The organism is Roseateles sp. GW835-FHT13E02 (genome assembly GCF_058794035.1).
Window position 1 is genome coordinate 207,189 of the sequence record NZ_JBXAGJ010000007.1, and the last position, 20,418, is coordinate 227,606.

The 20,418-nt window shown below is 65.4% G+C and carries 16 protein-coding genes; 3 read left to right on the forward strand and 13 right to left on the reverse strand.

Going from position 1 to position 20,418, the window contains the following annotated elements; translation table 11 throughout:
- Positions 1–5 precede the first annotated feature (5 nt).
- Positions 6–794, forward strand: a complete 789-nt coding sequence (locus AC1Q6P_RS09275) for an SDR family oxidoreductase (protein ID WP_171826057.1) — start codon at positions 6–8, stop codon at positions 792–794.
- A gap of 132 nt (positions 795–926) precedes the next feature.
- A complete protein-coding gene (locus AC1Q6P_RS09280; RefSeq protein ID WP_492663688.1) occupies positions 927–2,246 on the forward strand; it encodes a CsgG/HfaB family protein in 1,320 nt (439 codons plus the stop codon).
- A 45-nt stretch (positions 2,247–2,291) separates the two neighbouring features.
- Here the strand turns inward: AC1Q6P_RS09280 and AC1Q6P_RS09285 are convergent, their stop codons facing one another.
- The 9 genes from AC1Q6P_RS09285 to AC1Q6P_RS09325 all read right to left on the reverse strand — a co-directional run bounded on the left by AC1Q6P_RS09285 (position 2,292) and on the right by AC1Q6P_RS09325 (position 13,704).
- A complete protein-coding gene (locus AC1Q6P_RS09285; RefSeq protein WP_492663558.1) occupies positions 2,292–3,209 on the reverse strand; it encodes a DMT family transporter in 918 nt (305 codons plus the stop codon).
- The gene (locus tag AC1Q6P_RS09290) at positions 3,206–3,490 is read right to left on the reverse strand and encodes a hypothetical protein (protein ID WP_271009198.1); all 285 of its coding nucleotides are present in this window, start codon (positions 3,488–3,490) and stop codon (positions 3,206–3,208) included. Before AC1Q6P_RS09290 ends, AC1Q6P_RS09285 begins: the two co-directional genes overlap by 4 nt.
- Positions 3,491–3,503: 13 nt before the next feature.
- Positions 3,504–5,048, reverse strand: a complete 1,545-nt coding sequence (locus AC1Q6P_RS09295) for a sensor histidine kinase (protein ID WP_492663557.1) — start codon at positions 5,046–5,048, stop codon at positions 3,504–3,506.
- Between the two features lie 186 nt (positions 5,049–5,234).
- Positions 5,235–6,062, reverse strand: coding sequence for a DUF2189 domain-containing protein (locus AC1Q6P_RS09300; RefSeq protein ID WP_271009200.1), 828 nt, complete (start codon positions 6,060–6,062; stop codon positions 5,235–5,237).
- A gap of 123 nt (positions 6,063–6,185) precedes the next feature.
- Positions 6,186–6,692, reverse strand: coding sequence for a signal peptidase II (gene lspA / locus AC1Q6P_RS09305; protein WP_492663556.1), 507 nt, complete (start codon positions 6,690–6,692; stop codon positions 6,186–6,188).
- 3 nt (positions 6,693–6,695) lie between these two features.
- Positions 6,696–9,542, reverse strand: a complete 2,847-nt coding sequence (gene ileS, locus AC1Q6P_RS09310; protein ID WP_492663555.1) for an isoleucine--tRNA ligase — start codon at positions 9,540–9,542, stop codon at positions 6,696–6,698.
- 149 nt (positions 9,543–9,691) lie between these two features.
- On the reverse strand, positions 9,692–10,714 hold the full coding sequence (locus tag AC1Q6P_RS09315) for a bifunctional riboflavin kinase/FAD synthetase (protein ID WP_102770171.1): 1,023 nt from the start codon (positions 10,712–10,714) through the stop codon (positions 9,692–9,694).
- A 43-nt stretch (positions 10,715–10,757) separates the two neighbouring features.
- Entirely contained in the window at positions 10,758–12,653 is a 1,896-nt protein-coding gene (locus AC1Q6P_RS09320; protein ID WP_492663554.1) for an ATP-binding protein, read from the reverse strand.
- Positions 12,654–12,903: 250 nt separating this feature from the next.
- Positions 12,904–13,704 carry a pseudouridine synthase gene (locus tag AC1Q6P_RS09325; protein ID WP_492663687.1) on the reverse strand — a complete coding sequence of 267 codons (801 nt, stop codon included), beginning with the start codon at positions 13,702–13,704 and terminating at the stop codon, positions 12,904–12,906.
- Between the two features lie 143 nt (positions 13,705–13,847).
- On the opposite strand from AC1Q6P_RS09325, the gene AC1Q6P_RS09330 reads away from it, so the two are divergent.
- Entirely contained in the window at positions 13,848–14,867 is a 1,020-nt protein-coding gene (locus tag AC1Q6P_RS09330) for an isoaspartyl peptidase/L-asparaginase family protein (RefSeq protein WP_492663686.1), read from the forward strand.
- A gap of 146 nt (positions 14,868–15,013) precedes the next feature.
- Here the strand turns inward: AC1Q6P_RS09330 and AC1Q6P_RS09335 are convergent, their stop codons facing one another.
- The 4 genes from AC1Q6P_RS09335 to AC1Q6P_RS09350 form a co-directional block, all read right to left on the reverse strand.
- The gene (locus AC1Q6P_RS09335; RefSeq protein ID WP_108724359.1) at positions 15,014–15,889 is read right to left on the reverse strand and encodes a PEP-CTERM sorting domain-containing protein; all 876 of its coding nucleotides are present in this window, start codon (positions 15,887–15,889) and stop codon (positions 15,014–15,016) included.
- Positions 15,890–16,221: 332 nt separating this feature from the next.
- Positions 16,222–19,077, reverse strand: coding sequence for an XrtA/PEP-CTERM system TPR-repeat protein PrsT (gene prsT, locus AC1Q6P_RS09340; protein ID WP_492663553.1), 2,856 nt, complete (start codon positions 19,075–19,077; stop codon positions 16,222–16,224).
- 141 nt (positions 19,078–19,218) lie between these two features.
- Positions 19,219–19,875, reverse strand: a complete 657-nt coding sequence (locus tag AC1Q6P_RS09345; RefSeq protein ID WP_223696548.1) for a retropepsin-like aspartic protease family protein — start codon at positions 19,873–19,875, stop codon at positions 19,219–19,221.
- Positions 19,868–20,362, reverse strand: a complete 495-nt coding sequence (locus tag AC1Q6P_RS09350) for a YajQ family cyclic di-GMP-binding protein (protein ID WP_171826069.1) — start codon at positions 20,360–20,362, stop codon at positions 19,868–19,870. The genes AC1Q6P_RS09345 and AC1Q6P_RS09350 overlap by 8 nt, the downstream gene beginning before the upstream one ends.
- Positions 20,363–20,418 lie beyond the last annotated feature (56 nt).

Genomic DNA, 20,418 nt, shown 5'->3' on the forward strand with positions numbered 1-20,418 from the left:
TGGCGATGGATTTGGGACTGTCGGGCCGCTGGGCCCTGGTGTGTGCGGCCAGCAAGGGCCTGGGTCGGGGCTGTGCCGAGGCCTTGGTGAAAGAGGGCGCGCATGTGGTGATCACCGCGCGCGGCGCTGAAGCGCTGGAGGCCACGGCCGAGGCCTTGCGGGCCCTCAACCCCGCCGTGCAGGTGCTTGCCGTGGCGGGCGATATTGCCACGCCCGAGGGCCGCGCGGCGGCCTTGGCCGCCTGCCCGCAGGTCGATGTGCTGGTCAACAACGCCGGCGGCCCGCCGCCCGGTGATTTCCGCGACTGGGACCGCGCCGCCTGGCTGGCCGCCATCGACGCCAATATGCTGACCCCGATCGAGCTGATCAAGGCCACGGTCGACGGCATGGCGGCGCGTGGCTTCGGCCGCGTGGTCAACATCACCTCGGGCGCCGTCAAGGCGCCCATCGATGTGCTGGGCCTGTCCAACGGCGCGCGTTCGGGCCTGACCGGCTTCGTCGCCGGCCTGGCGCGCCAACCGCAGCTGGCCGGCCGCAATGTCACCCTCAACAACCTGCTGCCCGGCGCTTTTGATACCGAGCGCCTGCACAAGACCCTGGTGGCCGGCGCCAGCAAGAACGGCCTGGCGACCGAGGAGTTCGCGCAGCGCCGCAAGCAAAGCATTCCAGCCCAGCGCTTCGGCACGGCTGCCGAGTTCGGCGCCATCTGCGCCATGCTGTGCAGCGCCCAGGCCGGCTACCTGACGGGGCAGAACATCCTGCTCGATGGCGGGGCTTACGCCGGCGTGTTTTGAGTGGTCTCGCCGGGGCATCGCTCGGTCGCAATTTGTTACCGATCCGTGCCCTTTTGGGGGATGGGTGAGTGGGACACACTTGGGCACAATGCCCGGCTTCGTGTGGCTATGCCTGAATGGGAGTGCATCTTGATGATGAAGCAGAAGGTCTTCGTGCAGACCGGCGTGGTGGCTGCGGCCGTGATGATGCTGGCGGGCGGCGCCCGCGCCGAGGAGCACGGCTCCAATGTCGAGAAATGCTCGAAGAAGCTGGGCGTGATCGCCGTGGCCGAGCCGCATACCGGCTGGCACCACCTGTCGCGCTACGGCCTGGGCTCGCCTGAGGCCTTGCTGCGCATGATGATTCAGCAGTCGGGCTGTTTCGATGTGGTCGAGCGCGGCGTGGCCATGCAGAACCTGCAGCAGGAGCGCGCCCTGGGCCAGAGCGGTGATCTGCGCCAGGAATCCAATGTCGGCAAGGGCCAGATGCAGGCCGCCGACTTTGTGATGACGCCCAATGTGCAGGTGGCGGCTTCCGACACCGGCGGCATCGGCGGTGCGCTGATGGGCCGCCTGGGCGTGCTCGGCGCGATTGCCGGTGGCCTCAAGTTCAAGGAAGCGTCCACCAGCCTTCTGATCGCCGATGTGCGCTCCAGCATCCAGGTGGCCGCCGCCGAAGGCAAGGCCACCAAGACCGACTTCGGCATCGGCGGCTGGGCCTATGGCAACGGCATGCTGGGTGCCCTGGGTGGCTACACCAAGACGCCGGAAGGCAAGATGGTGGCGGCCAGCCTGCTGGACAACTACAACAAGATCGTCCAGACCATCCGCGACCAGCCCCAGCTGATCCGCAGCAACAGCGCCTCGGGCGATGCCAATGCCGCCGCCTCGCAAAAGGCCGAGGCACCGCAGAAGCCCGGCCAGACCCTGTGCCCCAAGATCGCCAATGTGAAGGCCTATGCCACGGCTTCGCGCGAGGGCAAGGTTGTCGCCACCCTCACCAAGAACGACGAGCTGATCGCCTCGGGTGAGCTCAGCAACGGCTTTGTCTTTGTGGACGCCGCCAACTTCAGCGGCTGGGTGCAGCGCACCCTGGTCGGCGCTTGCGGCATGGTGTCGAGCGCGCCTCAGGCCCAGCCCCTGCCGGTCACGCAGTCGGTGGCCGGCGGCATCTTCGGCAACTTCTCCGGCAGCTTCAGCGGCTACGAGCAAGGCAGCTTCACCGTCAGCATCCTGCCGGGCCTCAATGGCAGCGGCACGGTCACCGGCAGTGGTGTCTCCAACCAGAGCGGCGCATTCAGCGTCAGCGGTGCGGTGCTGCCCAATGGCCGCCTGACCATGGTGGCTTCCGGTTCGGCGGGCTCGGCCCATTACCAGGGCGGCGTGGATCCCATCAACGGCACGGTCAGCGGCACCTGGAGCTATGGCGGCGGCATGAAGGGCGGTGGCAGCTTCAGCGGCCAGCGCAGCTGAGGGCCTAAATGAGGGCGCAGCTGAGTTGTGCTCAGCCCCGCAGCCTTACGCTTTTTTTGACGAGACCCTCGACGAGACCCAGATCCCGGCCGCTATCAGGCCCAGGGCCGCGCCGTGGTACCACTGCGGCCATTCGCCCAGCAGAGCGGCTGACATCAGGCCGGCAAACACCGGCGTGAGGTTGCCGAAGAAAGCCGCCACCGCCGGCCCGGCCTGGGCCACGCCCAGGCCCCAGCAGCGGTAGGCGATCAGCGAAGGCCCCACCGCCACATAGATGAGGGTCAGGGCAAGACCTGACCCCCAGGCGATGGGCGCAGAGCTGCCCAGCGCCTGCTCGGCGCCCGCCATGCCGCCGGCAAAGACCAAGCCGAAGAGCAGCTGGGCCATCAAGGTCTCGGCCCAATCCCAGTGGGGGCGCTGTTCCCCGCGCATCGAGGCCGGTGGCCTTGCCAGCAGCCAGCTGTACAGGGCCCAGGAGAGGATGGCCAGCAGCATCAGCAGATCGCCGCTGACGAAGTGCACCTGGGCCAGGATGGTCAGTTGCCCGCGCGCGATCACCAGGGCCACGCCGGCCAGCGAGAGCAGGGCGCCCAGCAGCTGGCGCCGCTGCGGCCGCACGCCGAACAACAGGGCGCCGATGGCCAGCATCCAGACCGGCAGGCTGGCGGCGATCAGGGTGACGTTGAGCGCGCTGGAGCTGCGCAAGGCCTGGTACTGCAGGGCGTTGTAGCAGCCCATGCCCAGGAACCCGGTCAAGGCCAGATAGGCCCAGCGCTGGCGCAGCAATTCGGTCTGTTTCAGCAGCCGCCAGGACAGTGGCAGCAAGAGCAGGGCTGCCAGGGCCCAGCGCAGGCCGTTGAGGGCCAGGGGGCTGATGCTGCCCACCATCAATCGCCCGACCACGGCATTGCCCGCCCACATCAGGGGTGGAAGGGTCAGCAAAAGGGCCAGGCGCGGGTTCAAAAGCCGATGTCCGGGCGCTTGTCGGCGTGGTGCTTGTTCTTGCGGCTGCTGCGCAGGCGCCAGCGCAGCAGCAGGCCCAGGGCCACCACCAGGGCGGTCATCAGCGGCAAAGCCGCGCTGGCTTGCTGCGCTCGCGCTGAGCCCAGGCTGGCGACGGTGTCCATCAGCCAGCCGAACAAGCCGCCGATCAAGGCGAGTGACAGCAAGGCCAGGGCGCCGGCCACGGCCAAGCCCCAGGCAAGGCGACGGTAGCGGGCGGAGCCCGTGAGATTCATGTCCATGGCGTGCCTGGATTCAAGGTTCTGGGTCGGGCGGGCTCGCTGGGCGGTCCGCCCCCGAGCCGTCCAGAGCCACTTCAAAACTGAAGCATGAGCCCGTGCCCGGCTGGCTTTCCACCTGCACCTGGCCGCCCATCAGGCTGACCAGGCGCTGCACGATGGTCAGGCCCAGGCCGGTGCCGCCGTAGCGGCGCGTGATGCTGCCATCGGCCTGGCTGAAGGGCTCGAAGATCTGCTGGATCTGGTCGCGCGTCATGCCGATGCCGGTGTCGTGCACGCTGAAGCGCAGGCGCAGCTGCGGCGGGCCCTCGGTCGGCGCGCTGCCGGCTTCTCCAGGCTCGGGCTCGATGCGTTCCACCTCGACCCGCACCTCGCCTTTTTCGGTGAACTTGAGCGCATTGCCGACCAGATTGACCAGCACCTGGCGCAGGCGCAGAGCGTCGCCGGTGGCATGCTGCGGCACGCCGGGCTGGACGCGGGCGTGCAGGTGCAAGCCCTTCTCGTGCGCCTGCAGCAGCAGCGGGTGCAGGGCCTCGCGCAGGCAATCGTGCAGGGAGAAATGCGCCTGCTCGATGACCACGCGGCCCGATTCGATCTTGGCCACGTCCAGCAAGTCATTGATGATGACCATCAAGCCCTTGGCCGAGCTGTGGGCCAGCTCGATGAATTTGCGCTGCTTGTCGCTGAGCTCGGTCTGCAGCACCAGCTCGGTCAGGCCCAGCACCCCGTTCATCGGTGTGCGGATCTCGTGGCTCATATTCGCCAGAAAACTGCTCTTGGCCTGGCTGGCCGCTTCGGCCGCTTCGCGGGCAGCTTCGAGCGCGGCCTGGCTGGCCTTGAGGTCGGCGATGTCGCGGGCATTGAGCAGCAGCACCTGCTCGCCGGTCACCGGGTCGCGCATGGGCCGGGCGTTGACACCATGCCAGCAGCGGCCGCCGTCGGTCAGCAGTTCCAGGTCGGCCTTGAAGCTGTGGCCGGCGCGCACCTGGTTGAAGACCTTGATGGCATCGCCGCTGTCGGCAAACAGGGCTTCGAAATCGCTGATGCGCCCGCGGCCGGTGGTGCTGGTGCCAGCCACAGCCGGGCGCTTGCCAAAAGCCAGGGCGGCCGCCGGATTGCGCATCAGGGTGCTGCCGTCCTGCAGGCTGAACACGGCGATGCGCACGGTCGTGTGCTGCAGGGCTTCCACGCCGCGCAGCATGGCTTTGTCGCTGCTGTTGGCCAGGGAATCGGCCGCAAACAGCATGACCTGGCGGCGGTCGGGGGTGAGGATGCCGCGTGAGACCAGCATCACGGTGGCGGGCTGGCCTTTGGGGTAGAGCGTCCATTGCTCGCGCACGATCTTGCCCTGAGCATGGTCGGCGGCGGTGACGGCCAGGCGCTCGCGCACGGCTTCGCTGGTGTCGGAAAAGTCGCGCGAGAGGAACTCCTCGGCGCTGCTGGCGCGCCAGAAGCCCAAGGCCGCGGCATTGGCCCAGAGATTGCGCTGGCGTGCGGGGTCGAACACCCACATCGGCACGTCAAGCCAGTCGTAATGGGTCAAGCAGGAAAAATCGAGCATGGAGGGTCAGGGTGGGCCAATCGGCCGAGCGTGCAGGCCTTGTGGGGCCACCACCGTGGCCATCCGGCAGGCTGCGCGTGGCGCTGCGCATTGTCGCCTGGGTGACGCGGCCTGCCGTCGCTTGTCGGCCGGCTGTTGCGCAAAAAAACTGCGTTCGACGCGCGACTGGTGCGCAATTCGGCGGCTTCAGTCTTCCACGGCCGCGCGGTAGGCATGCCAGCTGGCATGGCCCAACACCGGCCCCACCACCAGCAGGCCGGCAAATCCCGGCAGCAAGGCCAGCACCACCAGCACCGTGATCAGGGCGCCCCAGAACAGCATCACACCGGTCTGCGTCAGCACGAGGCGCAAGCTGGTCAGGCCGGCTGTGACAGCATCGGTCGGGCGATCCAGCAGCATGGGGATGGAGATCACGCTGACGGCATAGATCAGGCCGGCGAAGAAGGCGCCGACGCCGAGGTAGGCGACGATGAAGCCCAGGTTTTCGGGGTTGAGCAACTTGACCAAGGAACCGCTGAGATCGGGCATGCCGTCAAAGCTGACGGCAAACACCACCAGGGCCGCGCGGCCCCAGATCATCTCCAGGATCAGCAGCACGGTGCCGAAGATGGCGATCTGCGACATGCGCTTGCGCCAGGCGGTGAGGCAGTCCAGCAGGCGGGGCTGGTAGCCCTGCTGCAGGCGTCGGCTGACCTGGTACAGGCCCAGGCAGAGAAACGGACCCATCAGCAGAAAGCCGGCCGACAAGGCCAGGGTGTAGATGGGTGCGTGCTCGTAGACGCCCAGCAAGCACCAGCCCATCAGCATGAAACAGGCACCGAAGAACAGGCCGATCAGGGGGGCGCGCCGGAAATCGGCCCAGCCGGCCGCCAGCCAGCGCACGGGGTCGCCAAAGCCCAGCGGGCGCAGGCGGATGGCAAAAGCGCTGTCGGCAGGGATTTCCTCATTCACCGCCGAGGGCGGCAGAGGCTGGGGCCGGGGCGCATCGCTGGAGGGCAGTTCGGCGGGTGTCATGGCCGCAGCTTAGGCGCCCGCAAGGCATGTGCACCAGCGGGCTTTCCAGCAGATGCAGGCCCCGCGGGACGCGAGTCAAGCTGGCGCTCAGGTTCAGCGGTGCAGTGCGGCGCGGGGCCGCGCTCAGCCCTTGCGAACTCGCCGAACTTCGTCCCAGATCAGCAGCACCGCGCCCACGGTGATGGCGCTGTCGGCGACATTGAAGGACGGGAAGGCTCGCCCACTCAAGTGCACCTGGATGAAATCAACCACATAGCCGTGCAACAGGCGGTCGATGACATTGCCGATGGCGCCGCCCAGGATCAGGCTCAGCGCGGTGGCAAACAGGGTTTGCTGGCCGTGGCGCTTGAGCATGACCAGAATGAAGACCGTCGCCACGGCACCCAGGCCGACGAAGAACCAGCGCTGCCAGCCCGCCGCATTGGCCAGGAAGCTGAAGGCGGCGCCGGTGTTGTGGACCCGCACGACGTTGAAAAAGCTGGCTACATAGCGGCTGTCGCCGAGCTGGAAGTTGCCCAGGATCAGCACCTTGGTGAACTGGTCCAGCAGGATGATGACCAGGGCGATGCTCAGCCACAGGCCCAGCTTGTTGCCACCGCCCGCGCCGCTTTTCTTGTTGCTGCTCGCCATCGTTCAGGCCACCGTACGGGTTTCGCCGCTGCCGTGCAGATTGCTGTCGCAGCGGCCGCACAGAGTCGGGTGGGCCGGGTTAGCACCCACGTCCTCGCGGTAATGCCAGCAGCGCTCGCATTTCTGGTGAGCCGACGGGGTGACCGTGACGCTCAATGCTTCCGCAGCCGAGAGGTTGGCGGCCGAAGTGATGAAGACGAACTTCAGATCCTCGCCCAGGCTTTGCAGCAGGGCCAGGTCTTGCGCTTCGACGCCCAGGGCCACCTCGGCCTGCAAGGAGGCGCCCACGCCGCCGGCGCTTCGCACATCCTCGATGGCCTTGTTGACCGCCTCGCGGATCTCGCGGATGCGGCCCCACTTGGTCAGCAAGGCCTCGTCCGGGGCAGCGAACTTCCAGTAGGTCTCGACAAAAATGCTCTCGCCGCCGTGGCCGCCGTCGAAGATGGCCCAGGCCTCCTCGGCGGTGAAGCTCAGGAAGGGCGCCATCCAGCGCAGCATGGCCTGGGTGATGTGCCAGAGCGCCGTCTGCGCCGAGCGGCGCGCCAGGCTCTTGGGCGCGGTGGTGTAGAGCCGGTCCTTGAGCACGTCCAGGTAGAAGGCACCCAGGTCTTCCGAGCAATAGACCTGCAGCTTGGCCACCACCGGGTGGAACTCGTAGCGCTGGTAGTGCGCCAGGATGTCGGCCTGCAGCTGCGCCGCGCGGGCCAGGGCGAAGCGGTCCACTTCCAGCAGCTGATCCAGCGGCAGGGCATCGGTCTTGGCATCGAAGTCCGAGACATTGGCCAGCAGGAAGCGCAGGGTGTTGCGGATGCGGCGGTAAGCATCAACCACGCGGGCCAGGATCTTGTCGTCCAGGCCCAGATCGCCCGAGTAGTCGGTCGAGGCACACCAGAGGCGGATGATCTCGGCGCCCATCTTCTCGCTGACGGTCTGCGGCGCCACCACATTGCCGACCGACTTGCTCATCTTGCGGCCCTGGCCGTCGACGACGAAGCCGTGAGTCAGCAAGCCCTTGTAGGGCGCGCGGCCGTAGAGTGCGCAGCCGATCAGCAGGGAGCTGTGGAACCAGCCGCGGTGCTGGTCATGGCCTTCCAGGTAGAGGTCGGCCTCGGGGCCGCTGTCGTGGGCGGCGCCCACGTGGCTGCCTTTGAGCACATGCTGGAAGGTCGAACCGGAGTCGAACCAGACGTCCAGGATGTCGCTGCCCTTGCTGTACTGCGCCGCTTCTTCGCCCAGCCATTCGGCCGGGTCCAGCTTGGCCCAGGCCTCGACGCCGCCGACTTCCACCAGCTGCGCAGCGCGCTCGATGAACTCCAGGGTCTTGGGGTGGGCCAGGCCGCTGTCCTTGTGCAGGAAGATGGGCAGGGGCACGCCCCAGCTGCGCTGGCGCGAGATGCACCAATCGGGCCGGCCGGCGATCATGTCCCGCAGGCGGGCGCGGCCGTTCTCGGGGTAAAAGTTGGTGGCGTCGATGGCTTCCAGCGCGGTCTGGCGTAGGGTCTTGGCGGCCGGTTCGGTGGCGAACAGGCCTTCGCCCTCATCCATGCGCACAAACCATTGCGCGGCCGCCCGGTAGATCACCGGCGTCTTGTGGCGCCAGCAGTGCGGGTAGCTGTGGGTGATCTGCACATGCGAGAGCAGTCGGCCGGCGTCTTCCAGGGTCTGGGCGATGACGGCATTGGCCTTCCAGATGTGCTGGCCGCCGAACAGGGGCAGGCTGGCTTCGTAAGTGCCGTTGCCGGTGACCGGGTTCAGGATGTCCTTGAAGGCCATGCCATGCGAGATGCAGGACTGAAAGTCATCCAGACCGTAGGCCGGCGCCGAGTGCACGACGCCGGTGCCGTCCTCGGCGGTGGCGTAATCGGCCAGATAGACGGGGCTGGTTCGGTTGTAGCCCGCATCGACATGGGCCAGCGGGTGCTTGAACTCCAGGCCGGCCAGGTTCTTGCCGAGCGTGGTGGCCAGCACCGAGCCCTCGAGCTTCCAGCGTGCCAGGCACTTCTCGACCAGGGCCTCGGCCACCACATACAAGCCGCGCGGCGTGTCCACCAGGGCGTAGCTCAGCTCGGGGTTGAGGTTGAGTGCCTGGTTGGCCGGGATGGTCCAGGGCGTGGTGGTCCAGATGACGGTGAAGGCATCCTTGTCCAGCGAGCTCAGGCCAAAGGCCGCGGCCAGGCGCACCGGCTCAGCGCTCAGGAAGGCCACGTCCACGGCCGGGCTCTTCTTGTCCTGGTACTCGATCTCGAACTCGGCCAGTGAGGAGCCGCAGTCAAAGCACCAGTACACGGGTTTGAGGCCGCGGTAGACGAAGCCGCGCTCGAACAAGCGCTTCAAGACGCGGATCTCGCCCGCTTCGTTCTTGAAGTCCATGGTGCGGTAGGGGCGGTCCCACTCGCCGAGCACGCCCAGGCGCTTGAAATCGGCGCGCTGGGCGTCGATCTGCTCGCCGGCATAGGCGCGGCTCTTGGCCTGCACCTCGTCGCGCGGCAGGCCGCGGCCGTGGGTTTTCTCGATCTGGTTCTCGATCGGCAGGCCGTGGCAGTCCCAGCCGGGGATGTAGGCCGCGTCCAGGCCTTCCAACTGGCGGGCCTTGACGATCATGTCCTTGAGGATCTTGTTGGCGGCGTGGCCGATGTGGATCTGGCCATTGGCATACGGCGGGCCGTCATGCAGCACAAACTTGGGCGCGCCGCGGCGCGCCTCGCGCAGGCGCTGGTAGGTGCCTTGTTCTTCCCAGGCCTTGATCCAGCCCGGCTCGCGCTTGGGCAGATCGCCGCGCATGGGGAACGGGGTGTCGGGCAGGTTCAGCGTGGCGCGGTAATCGGCGGGGGTGTCTTTGGCGGCTGTCATGGTGAAGCGATGGCTTTCAGGCGTGAGCCCGTTCAAAAGAGGCGCCGCGCGCAGGGCGGGCGGTGGAAGGCGTGCAGGAGGCGCGAGGGGATGGAGCCCGTCGCAGGGGCTGCGGCAGGCCGGTGTGCTGCACCCGGCCCCCGCGCCGATCAAATTCGATCGCGGGTGGTCTGCCGGCGCAAGGCGGCGTGGGTGGCCAAAAAGGCGCGTGCCTGCTCGGCATCCTGCCGGATGGCAGCCGTCAAGGCATCGAGCCCGTCGTAGCGGGCTTCGTCGCGAAGTTTGTGCAGGAGTTCCACGCGCACGAGTTTACCGTAGGCCTCCTCACGCCCCAGAGGCGCGGGCCAGGCTAAGCAATGCACCTCGAGCAGCACGCGGCCGGCGTCTTCCACCGTGGGCCGCACACCCAGACTGGCCACGCCGTCCAGCGGCTCGGCGGCCAGGCCATGGGTGCGCACGGCGAAGATGCCGTGGGCGGCCGGCTTGTCATGGCTGAAGCGCAGGTTCAGGGTGCGAAAGCCGTCCAGGGCACCGGGGCTGGATTCACCGAGGCTGCGGCCCAGCTTCTGGCCATGAACGACATGGCCCGAGATGGCATAGGGCCGACCGAGCAGGCGCGCCGCACCTGCCATGTCACCGGCGGCCAGGGCCTCTCGCACGGCGGAGCTGCTGACGCGCAGCCCGTGCACCTCGTAGCTCATCATGCGGGCGACGTCGAAGCCGCGCTGCCGTCCGGCGGCGTCCAGTGTGGCGTAGTCGCCCTGGCGCTTGGCGCCGAAGCGGAAGTCATCGCCGACCAGGATGTAGCGCGCCCCCAGGCCCTGCATCAGCACCTGATCGATGAAGGCTTGGGCGCTGAGCGCAGCCAGCGCCGCATCGAAGCGCAGCACGATGACCTGGTCGATGCCACAGCGCTCCAGCTCGCTGAGCTTGTCGCGCAGGGTGGCGATGCGGGCGGGCGCCAGCTCCGGCTTGCCGGCGAGCTGGGCAAAGAAGTCGCGTGGGTGGGGCTCGAAGGTCATCACGCAGCTGGGTAAGCCGCGGTGTGAGGCCTCGGACTTGAGCAAGGCCAGCATGGCCTGGTGGCCGCGATGGACGCCGTCGAAATTGCCAATCGTCAGCGCACAGGCGCTGGCGATGCCGGGATGATGGAAACCGCGAAAAACCTGCATGGCGCCGATTATCGTGCGCCGGCGCAGCGACCGGATTTGGCCTTCAGACCAGAGCGGCCGAGCGGCTCAGCTGCGCGACCTGCATATGGCGCTGCACCACGGCCACGAGGTCATCCATCTCGAAGGGCTTGACCAGGTAATCGTCCATGCCGCACTGGATGCAGCGCTCGCGGTCGCCGTTCACGGCGCTGGCGGTCAAGGCGACGATGGGCACGGGTGCCAGGAACTTCTGGCGCTCCTGGCTGCGCCAGCGGCGCGTGGCCTCGAAGCCATCCATGCGTGGCATCTGGCAGTCCATCAGCACCAGGTCGTAGTGCTGCTGGCTCAGCCGGTCCAAGGCCTCCAGGCCGTTCTCGGCCGTGTCCACCTGCAGACCGCAGCACTCCAACATGGACGAGGCCACCAGCACATTGACCAGGCTGTCGTCGACCAGCAGCACGCGGCCGCTGAGCTGGGGCGCCAGGTCCTTGGCGCTGCTGGTGCCCAGGGCGCGGTAGTCGCTGGCAGGAAGGGGGCGCGCAGGCGCGGGCTGGCAGGCTTGCAGGGGCAGGGTGAACTCGAACAGCGAGCCTTGGCCGGGCACCGAGCTGCAGCGCAGATCGCCACCCATGGCGCGGGCCAGCTCGCGCGAGATGGTCAGGCCCAGGCCGCTGCCGTCCTGGCGCGGCGCGCGGCTTTGCTGGGTGGCCTGCTCAAAGGGGGCAAAGATGCGCTCCATCTGGTCGGCCGCAATGCCTTCGCCGCTGTCGCGCACGGCAAAGCGCAGCAAGGTGCCGGCGCGCATGTCCAGGGTCGAGCTGACCTCCACGTTCACGGCGCCGCGCTCGGTGAACTTGATGGCGTTGCCGATCAGGTTGTGCAGCACCTGCTTGATGCGCGAGGCATCGCCCAGCACATGGCTGGGCAGGGCGGGGCTGAACTGCAGCTCGAAGGCCAGACCTTTGTCGCGAGCGGTCTGCACCAGCAACTGGCAGACATCGTCCACCACCTCGCGCAGGCTGACCGGGCCGGCGTCCACGGCCAGCTTGCCGGACTCGATGCGGGCCAGATCCAGGATGTCGTTGACCAGGGCCAGCAGATGGCGGCCCGAGCGGCGCACGATGTCGATCTGCTCGCGCTGCTCGGGCTTGAGCTCGCTGCGCTCCAGCAGCTGGGTCATGCCCAGGATGCCGTTCAGCGGCGTGCGGATTTCGTGGCTCATCACCGCGACGAAACGGCTCTTGCTGGTACTTTGGTGCTCGGCCGACTGCAGGGCCTGTTGGCGCTGTTCGGCCACCCATGCATTGGCAAAGCGCAGGCGCAGCAGCTCGGTGTGGCGTTGCTCGATGCGGCGGGACTCGCTCAGTGCGATGCAAAGGAAGAAGCCCAGCCCGAGGGCGATCAGGGCGCCGGTCTGCGTGCCCAAGCTGAGGTGGTAGGCCATCAGCGGCGTCAGGGCCAGGGTGGAGAAAATCAAATTGGCCTGAAAGCGCCCGCCGAGCACAAACAGGCCCATGGCGCTCAGCCCGACGGTGGAGGCCTGCATCACGCCCTCCAGTTCCGGCGCCTGCGGGGTGTGGAAGAACCAGCCCATGGCCCCCCAGCTCAGAGCATCGAGGGCCAGCAGTTGCAGGGCCCGCCGGCGCCAGGGCAGCAGGGTGTTGAGAGCAGGGCCTTGCTCGCCGCATGGGGCCACAACATGGCGCTGGAAATGCACAGCCTCTGCGCAACGCCACAGCGTGATCAAGGCGCGTGCGCCCAGCCAGCCCAGCAGCAATTCGTGGGAGAGCTGAGGCCAGAGCAGATAGACGGGCAACAAGCAAAAGGCCAGGCCCAGCATGCTGCGCTTGACGGTGCCTTCAAACAGGCCAAGGATTTGCTCAACCAAGACCTGGGCGGAAATATCGGGGCTCAGCCGTGTTTCTCGGCCGCCCTCCAGGTCTGCTGGGAACTCGGACACGCGTCCCGCATCCTGCCCCTTCGCGGCCCATGAGGCCGACGCTGTTGTCATCTCTTTCACCCCTCGACGTCCGGCGGCCTCTTCTTGAGACCGCTCTGGCAGTGCGGGTTCATGCCCGCACTTGTGATCGCTCCACTCGCGGGTGTGTTTCTACAGGGCAAAGATGACAAATTGAACCGGAACAACCCTTGAAAACCACAGTGGGGTTGGCTTTCAAGGGCAAACCACTAGGGCACTTGTCCCAGCGCAATCAGCTGCTGATCAGGGCTGGACTGTGGACCCACTGCCATTCGCCGGGCTTGAGATCCGCAGGCAGGGCCAGGGCACCGAATTGCGGCCGATGCAGGCTCTCCACCCGGTTGCCGACGGCGGCGACCATGCGCTTGACCTGGTGGTACTTGCCTTCGGTGAGCGTCAGGCGCAGGCCGTGGCTGCCGAAGGCCTCGGCGCCTTCGGCCTTGACCATCTCCGGCGTGAAGCCAGGGCGTTCACTGGCGATTGGCTTGCTGGGCTTGAGGGGCTTGCGCGCTTCGCTGGCGCGGCGGGCTGCCAACTCGGCCGGCAGCTTGGACTCTGCAGGCTCGCGCAGCTCCACGCCGGCCATGAGCTGTGCCACCATCTCCGGGGTGACCGGGTGCTTGCACTGTGCCTCGTAGACCTTGGGAACATGGTGCTTGGGGCTGGTGAGCTTGTGGATCAGGCTGCCGTCGTCGGTGAGCAGCAGCAGGCCGGTGGTGTCTTCGTCCAGGCGACCGACTGGCTGCACATTGCGCTCGCGCAGCGGTGCGGGCAGCAAGCTCATGACGCTGGGGTGGTGCTTGGGTTTTTGCGAGCACTCGTAGCCTGCCGGCTTGTTGAGCAGGATCAGCGCCTTTTCGTAAAAGGGCCAGGTCTTGCCACTGACTTCAAAGCTGAACCCTTCGGTTTCGTATTCAGCATCCGGATCGTCTGCCTCTTCGCCGGCGATGCGAACCTCGCCGTTGTAAATCAGACCGGCGCAAAGACGGCGAGTGCCGAAGCCTTGCGAGAACAGGATGTTGGAGAGGCGCATTTTCATATCGCTATTGTCCATGAGCCCGCTGCGCTGTTCGCACGCGGGCGCTGAAGGGGCGCTGATGCTTGCCTATGATCCACAAGCGCCAAGTCCGAGGTGATCCTCGCTGCCGCAGTACTTCGCTCGCCATGGACCTCAAAATGACCGACACAACCACTTCTCGTCCTGCTCCTGTCCTGGCCATCCATGGTGGCGCTGGTACTTTGACGAGGGGCGCCATGAGTGCCGAGCAAGAGGCTCGTTATCGCGCTGCCTTGGCGGGCATTCTGCGCGCCGGTCAGGCGCAGCTCGCCGCAGGCGCAAGCTCAGTTGATGTGGTGGTGGAGGCGGTTAGGCAGCTCGAAGAGTGTGAGCTGTTCAATGCTGGCAAGGGCGCGGTTTACACGGCGGCTGGCACCCATGAGCTTGACGCCTGCGTGATGGATGGGCATGGCTGTCGTGCAGGCTCAGTGGCTGGGGTCAGCCGAACGCGCAACCCGATTCTTGCGGCTCGAGCGGTGATGGAGCACAGCGCTCATCTGCTGTTTGTCGGCGCGGCAGCCGATGAGTTCGCCGCACGCCATGGCTTGGAACAGGTGGAGCCCAGTTGGTTTGGTACGCCGCATCGCCTGGAGCAGCTTCGGCGTGCGCGGCAACTGCAGGCTGGCGTGCTGCGCGATCACGATGGTCAAGAGTTGCTGGCTCGGGATGTGTCATCGCTGCGGGGTGATGCTCGGGTGTCGGGCCCAATTGATGAGCTCACCAAGTTTGGTACGGTCGGCGCTGTCGCCCTGGATGCGGCTGGCCATCTGGCGGCCGCCACTTCTACGGGTGGCATGACCAACAAGCAGGTCGGTCGAGTCGGGGATACGCCACTCGTGGGAGCCGGAACCTACGCCAATGACGCCACAGTGGCCGTGTCATGTACGGGCACGGGTGAGCTGTTCATTCGTGCTTGCGCCGCACATGATGTGTCGGCACTGATGGAATATGCCAGTCTGTCATTGGCCGAGGCTTGTGAGCGTGTGGTGATGCAAAAGCTTCCGCCGGATGCAGGTGGATTGATTGCAGTCTCTGCCCGAGGCGAGGTATGTCTGCCATTCAACTCCGAGGGAATGTATCGGGGTTATGCGCGGGTGGCTGCTGGCGAGCCCGTGGTGGCGGTCTATCGCTCAGAGTAGTTGTGCTGAGGCATCGGCACGCAGGCTGATTTGCTCCTTTGCGCTCCTATTGACTGCTTGTCTGAGACTCGACAAAGACATGAAAAAAGCGGCCCGCGGCCGCTTTTTTCTGTTGATGGCCGGGCTGGATGGCCCAGCCCTTTGCATCAGTGCTTCTTGCTTTGGCGGCGGGTGTAAACCACGCCGAACACAGCCAGGCTGACCAGTGCCAGCGAACCAGGCTCCGGCACGGCGCGTGCGGTTGCGCGGATCAGGGCTTGGCCCGAGCCGCTCGGGTTCGGGTTGTAGACCGAGAAGGTGTAGTTCGTTGTGCCAGTCAGGCCGGCAGCCCAGGTGCCATTCAGACCTGCCAGGTAAACGTCCACTTGGTTCTTGAACGATGTACCGGTCTCGTTCACGTCCAGGCCGCTGTTGGTGTAGGCGGCGCTGTAGTATTTCTTGTCGGAGCTCTTGCCGGCGCCGTCGCCCAGGATTTCCCAGATGGCGAACTGGAAGGCGGCCGATTTGGTCGATGAAGTCAGGCTGTCAGAGTAGGCGTGCTCGAACAGGTTGGTCAAGTCGGCCAGGACGCGGCTGGTCGTCGTGGTCGAGTCGTCGTACATGCCCTTGATACCTGTCGCCTGGTAGTTGGCGCCCGCAAAGATCGAGGCGTAGCCCATGGTGGCGCCGCCGGGCGTGGCCTGGTAGCCATTGACGAAGTTGTTCAGCGACACCTTGTCATAAGTGTCCGGCGAGAGGTAGTTGTTCAGCGGGTCCAGGCAGTAAACCCAGAAGCTGTTGGCGCCCAGTGCATTGCTTGTGCCTTCATTGACCTTCCAAGCACCCAGACCGGTGTCGCGGGCACTGGTGTTGCCGAACACCAGCGAGTGGGTTTCGATCAGCGAAGAGCCGGAGCCAGTCGCCTTGGTCACGGTCGTCGCGCCTTGAGCGTAAGCGGAGCCGGCGGCCACCACGAACAGAGCCGTTGCGGCAAAAGACGCAAAACGACCGGTGGTAGTTGTCGCTGTGGCAGCGTAGTTCATGGTGTGGACCCTGTCGGCGTAGATGGTGTTACGGAAATCTTGGATTGCATCCTACTCGGCCCTTGGCTTCCAACAATCCCGCGAACCGGGGGGTGTTGAGGGGCTGTAAAAAATTCACAGTTGCAGCCAATTACCCAAGCAAATACTCAATACCAATTTCATGCCCGGATTCTGCCTGTTCAATCCGCTGCAAGAGAACCCCCGATATCGAGGGGCGTGAGTAATGTCTCGGTCAATTGGCCTTGGTTTGGATATTCGAATAGGCCTTTTGGCTTACATATTCTGGGCTTGATTTGCCGTATTGGCGTCAGGGCGCAAGACTGGAGCCGTGATCACAGACCGAGTTCCAGTTTCAAACGGCTGACTTCCTGCGTCATCGGCAGCTTGGGTTGGGCGTTGAGCGCAGCGCTCAGTTCTTCCTTGGCTTCTGCTTTGCGGTTCAGCTTGGCCAAGGCGAAGGCCAGGTGAAAGCGGATTTCGCTATTGCCGGGGCTGCGCAGGCGAGCCTCACGCAAATGACGCAGGCCGCCCTCGATATTGCCGCGCTGCACCAAGATCCAGCCCAAGGTATCGGCTGCATCCGCGTTGCCGGGCGCCTGCTTCAAGGCCTTCTCGGCTGCAGCGACGGCTCCAGCGTCGCCCATGCGGTGCAGGAGTTGGGCGTAATTGAGTTGAATGCCGATGTCTCCTGGCTGCAAGGCCAGAATCTGTTGGTAGTTCTTTTTCGCTGCTTCATTTCGGCCCGCTTGCATTTGCACGCCCGCGACGGCCTTCAGGGCGGTGATGTCATTGGGCGCTTTGCGGGCCCAGCCCTCCAGCATGAGCAGGGCCTTGTCCAGCTCACCTGCGGCCACCATGGCGCGCGCCAGCAAAATCGCATTGGCCGTACTCGGTTCTTTCTCGAACACGGTGCGGTAGCCAGCTTGAGCGGCAGGGAATTGACCACGCGACATGGCCACATGGGCGCCAACCAGCGTTGTTTGCACTTTGCCTGGGTGGGTGTTGTTCAACGTCTTCAAGGCGGCATCCACCTTGGCGGGATCGCCGCGGCGAGCTTCCACCTCGACCTGCAAGAGCAGGGCGCCGAGGTCGCCCGCCTGCGACTGCAATGCCTTTTGCACGTTGTAAGTGGCCCCATCGACATTGCCTGCAGCCAGTTGCATGCGTCCAATCTTGACTTGCTCCTGTGCATCAAAGTCCGCCACGCGGGTGGCCTCTTGCAGCACCTGGCGTGCGTTGCTACCGTCGTTCAAGGCCAGGTAGACACGTGCCAGCGACAGCAAGGCGGGAAGCTTGCCGGAATAGTTGGCGGCCAGACTCTTGGCCAGGGGCAGAGCAAGATCTGCCTGGCGTTGTTCCATGTAAAGCTCCACCAGCATCAAGCCCGGGCGCGCGTCAACGCGCTGCACCTCGTGGGCATGCCGCAGATGGGCGATCGCTTCATTGGGGCGCTTGGCGCGCAGCTCGAGGATCGCCAGCTGGTAGAGCAACTCGGCATCATCCTTGTTGCCGCCTTCCAGCAGCTTCTCCAGTCGTTTGCGCGCCGGATCGAACTTGCTTTCCTCCATGTCCAGCCAGGACAGATTGACGGCCGCCGGGCGGAAGTTCGGGTCTTTCTGCAGCAACTGCTGGAAGGTGTCGCGAGCGCCCTTTTTGTCACCGGCCCTGCCTTTGATATTGCCCAGGAAGTTGAGCATGGTCAGGTTGTCGGGCTCGCGTTTGACGATGGCTTGGGCGGTCTGCAAGGCCTTGGCGGTCTGGCCTTGGTTGAGGTAGACGTTGGCCAACTGAATGCCAGCGCGGCCATCGCCCGGTGTGGCGGCGAAGGCTTTCTCCAGATTGGCCAGGCCCAATTTGTCCTGGCCCAGGCTCAACTGGCTGAAGCCCAGCTCGCGGATGGCCGAGGCCGAGCCGCTGCGGGCGGCCGACTTCTCGAAAAACTCACTCGCCTGGACATAGCGCTTGCGAGCCATGTTCACCGTGCCCAGCAGGAACAAGACCTGCGGGTCTTCCGGATTGATGCGCTGTGCGGCTTCCAGCAAGACCATGGCCCGCCCGTAGTCTCGGGTGTCGACCAGGATGGATGCCAGCATCACCTGTGCGGCGTAGTTCTTGCTGTTCAAGCCCAGGAGGATGTCGAGATAGCCGCGCGCCTTCTCCGGGTTGCCCAGTGCACGGTGCGACATTGCTCCGGCCAGCAGCAAAGGGTCGTTGCCCGCCAGAACTTCAGGGGAAATGGCGTCGATCAGGTCCACCGCATTGGCGAAGGCGGTCTTGGCGGTGGCAAGGTCGCCTTTGCGGTTGGCCAGAAAGCCGCGCAGAAATGAGGCGCGAGGGTCTTCCAGCTCCCATTCCACCAGTTGGGCCAGGTCCTTGCTGGCCTCGGCCTCCTGATTCAGGCCAATCAGTAGGGAAGCACGTGCCACCCGGGCGTCGACCTGCTTGGGATTGATCTTGAGGGCGCGTTCTTGGGCCGCCAGGGCGCCCTTCAGGTCTTGCTGACCTTGCAAGATCGTGCCCAGGGTGTACCAGGCGCCCGCTTCGTTGGGCGACAGCTCGGTGCCCTTGAGCGCCGAGGCCCTGGCCTTGTCTCGCTCGCCCAGGCGCAGCAGCATGGGCGCCTCGGCTGTCCAGGGGCTGCCCGAGCGGGGATTCAAGGCCTTGGCCTCGGCGAAGCTCTTGGCAGCCTGGGTGACATTGCCAGACATGGCGTAGGCCGAACCTCGCAAGGTCAGGACCTCGGCCTGAGCTTGGGTGGGCAGGCCACTGGTGGTGATCTGGTCGATCAGCTTCTTGCGATCACCCAGCAGCAGATAGATTTGTGCCAGCGGGATCGCTACTTCGCTGCGGCTGACGCCTTGCTTCAGCGCTTCTTCCAGCGCCGCTTCAGCAGCCTTCAACTCGCCCTGGCCCAGCAACACCTTGCCCAGCAGCAGGTGTGCCGCCAGCATCTTCTGGTCCTCCTGGATGGAGTTCTTCAGCTGGATGATGGCGCCCGGCAGATCGCCTCGCTCGAATCGACGCAGGCCGTCTTCGTAATAGGTCGAGGCCTTGTCGGCCGCAGCCAGGCTCCAGGGGGAGCCGCTCAAGAGCAGCAGGCCCAGCACCAGAGGGCGAAGCAGACGTGGAGCCAGGGACGGGGTCGAAGAGGGCGAAGACGAAGGAGTGGGCTGGTGTTTGGATCGCATGGGCGAAGTATCGTCAAGCGCCTGTCGAGGCGGGCGGAATTTATACCGGGAGAGAGGTGTTTCGGGTGCGCTCTTCGTGCCGCATGCCGTGGGTCGAGCGTGCAGACCTGACGGCCATTTTGAGCGCAAACGCCTGCGGCATCAGTAGCGCAGGTCCAGCGTCAGCACGTCATTGTCCCGTTTCATCTGGAAGCGGGTCAGAAAGCTGTTGCCCAGCAGCACATGGCTCATCTGGCTGGGCACGACGATGGCTTCAATACCTCGCACCTCGACGTCGCCAATGCGCACGGTATCCAGCATCAGCGCGTAGGCCGGAATGATGCCGTTTGCGGTTTGCGTCATGGTGCGACGGCCCTCGCGGTAGCGCAGGCCCATGCGTTCGGCTTCGGACTGACTGATGGAGATGGCGGTGGCGCCGGTGTCGACCAGGAACTGGGTCGAGTGGCCATTGATATTGCCAACCGTGGTGAAGTGGCCGCCATGGCCTGACGACAGCACGATCTTGCGGCCGGTGTTGGCCGCTGCGGCGCCGTCACCGACCCGGCCCGGCGAGGCTCCGAGGACAAGGTTGACGCGGCGCCCTTTGATCTCGACCACGGCTTGGGCGTCGGCCAGTGACAGCAGCTTCACGCCCCGCACGGTTTCGCCCACGGGAACGGTGCGAGGCTCGCCATCAATCAGCAGCAGGGCCGATTTGGCACCCAAGCTACCGTTGAAGCTGACCACCTGGGCCTGAGCGTTCAAGCTCAGCGTTGCTGCCAGCAGCAGCCCCAAGCCCGCGCATGAGCTCTTAATCACGGAAATTCCCGTAGTCGAGCGGAACATCGGCCATTTCTTTTTTGAGCATGTTGATGGCCACTTGCAGGTCGTCACGGTTCTTGCCAGTGACCCGCACGGTGTCGCCCTGGATGGAGGCCTGCACCTTGATCTTGCTGTTCTTGATGGCCGAGACGATCTTCTTGGCCAGGTCGGACTCGATGCCGTTCTTGATCTTGTAGACCTGGCGCACCTTGTCGCCGCCGAGCTTTTCGACCTTGTCCTGCTTGTCCAGGAAGCTGATGACCACGCCTTGCTTGACCAGCTTGGCGTAGAGCACCGCCTCGATCTGCTCCAGCTGGAAGTCACTCTCGCCCACCGAGTGAATTTCCTTTTCTTTCTCCTTCAGGGTGACTTCGGCAGCCGTGCCCTTGAAATCGAATCGGGTGCTGATTTCCTTGATGCTGTTGTCGACCCCGTTGCGGATCTTGACCATGTCGGCTTCAAGGGTGGTGTCAAAACTGGGCATATGGATGGGCTTCTTATTTCTGGTGGAGGGCGGGAGAGTCCGCCTTGATCTGGGAA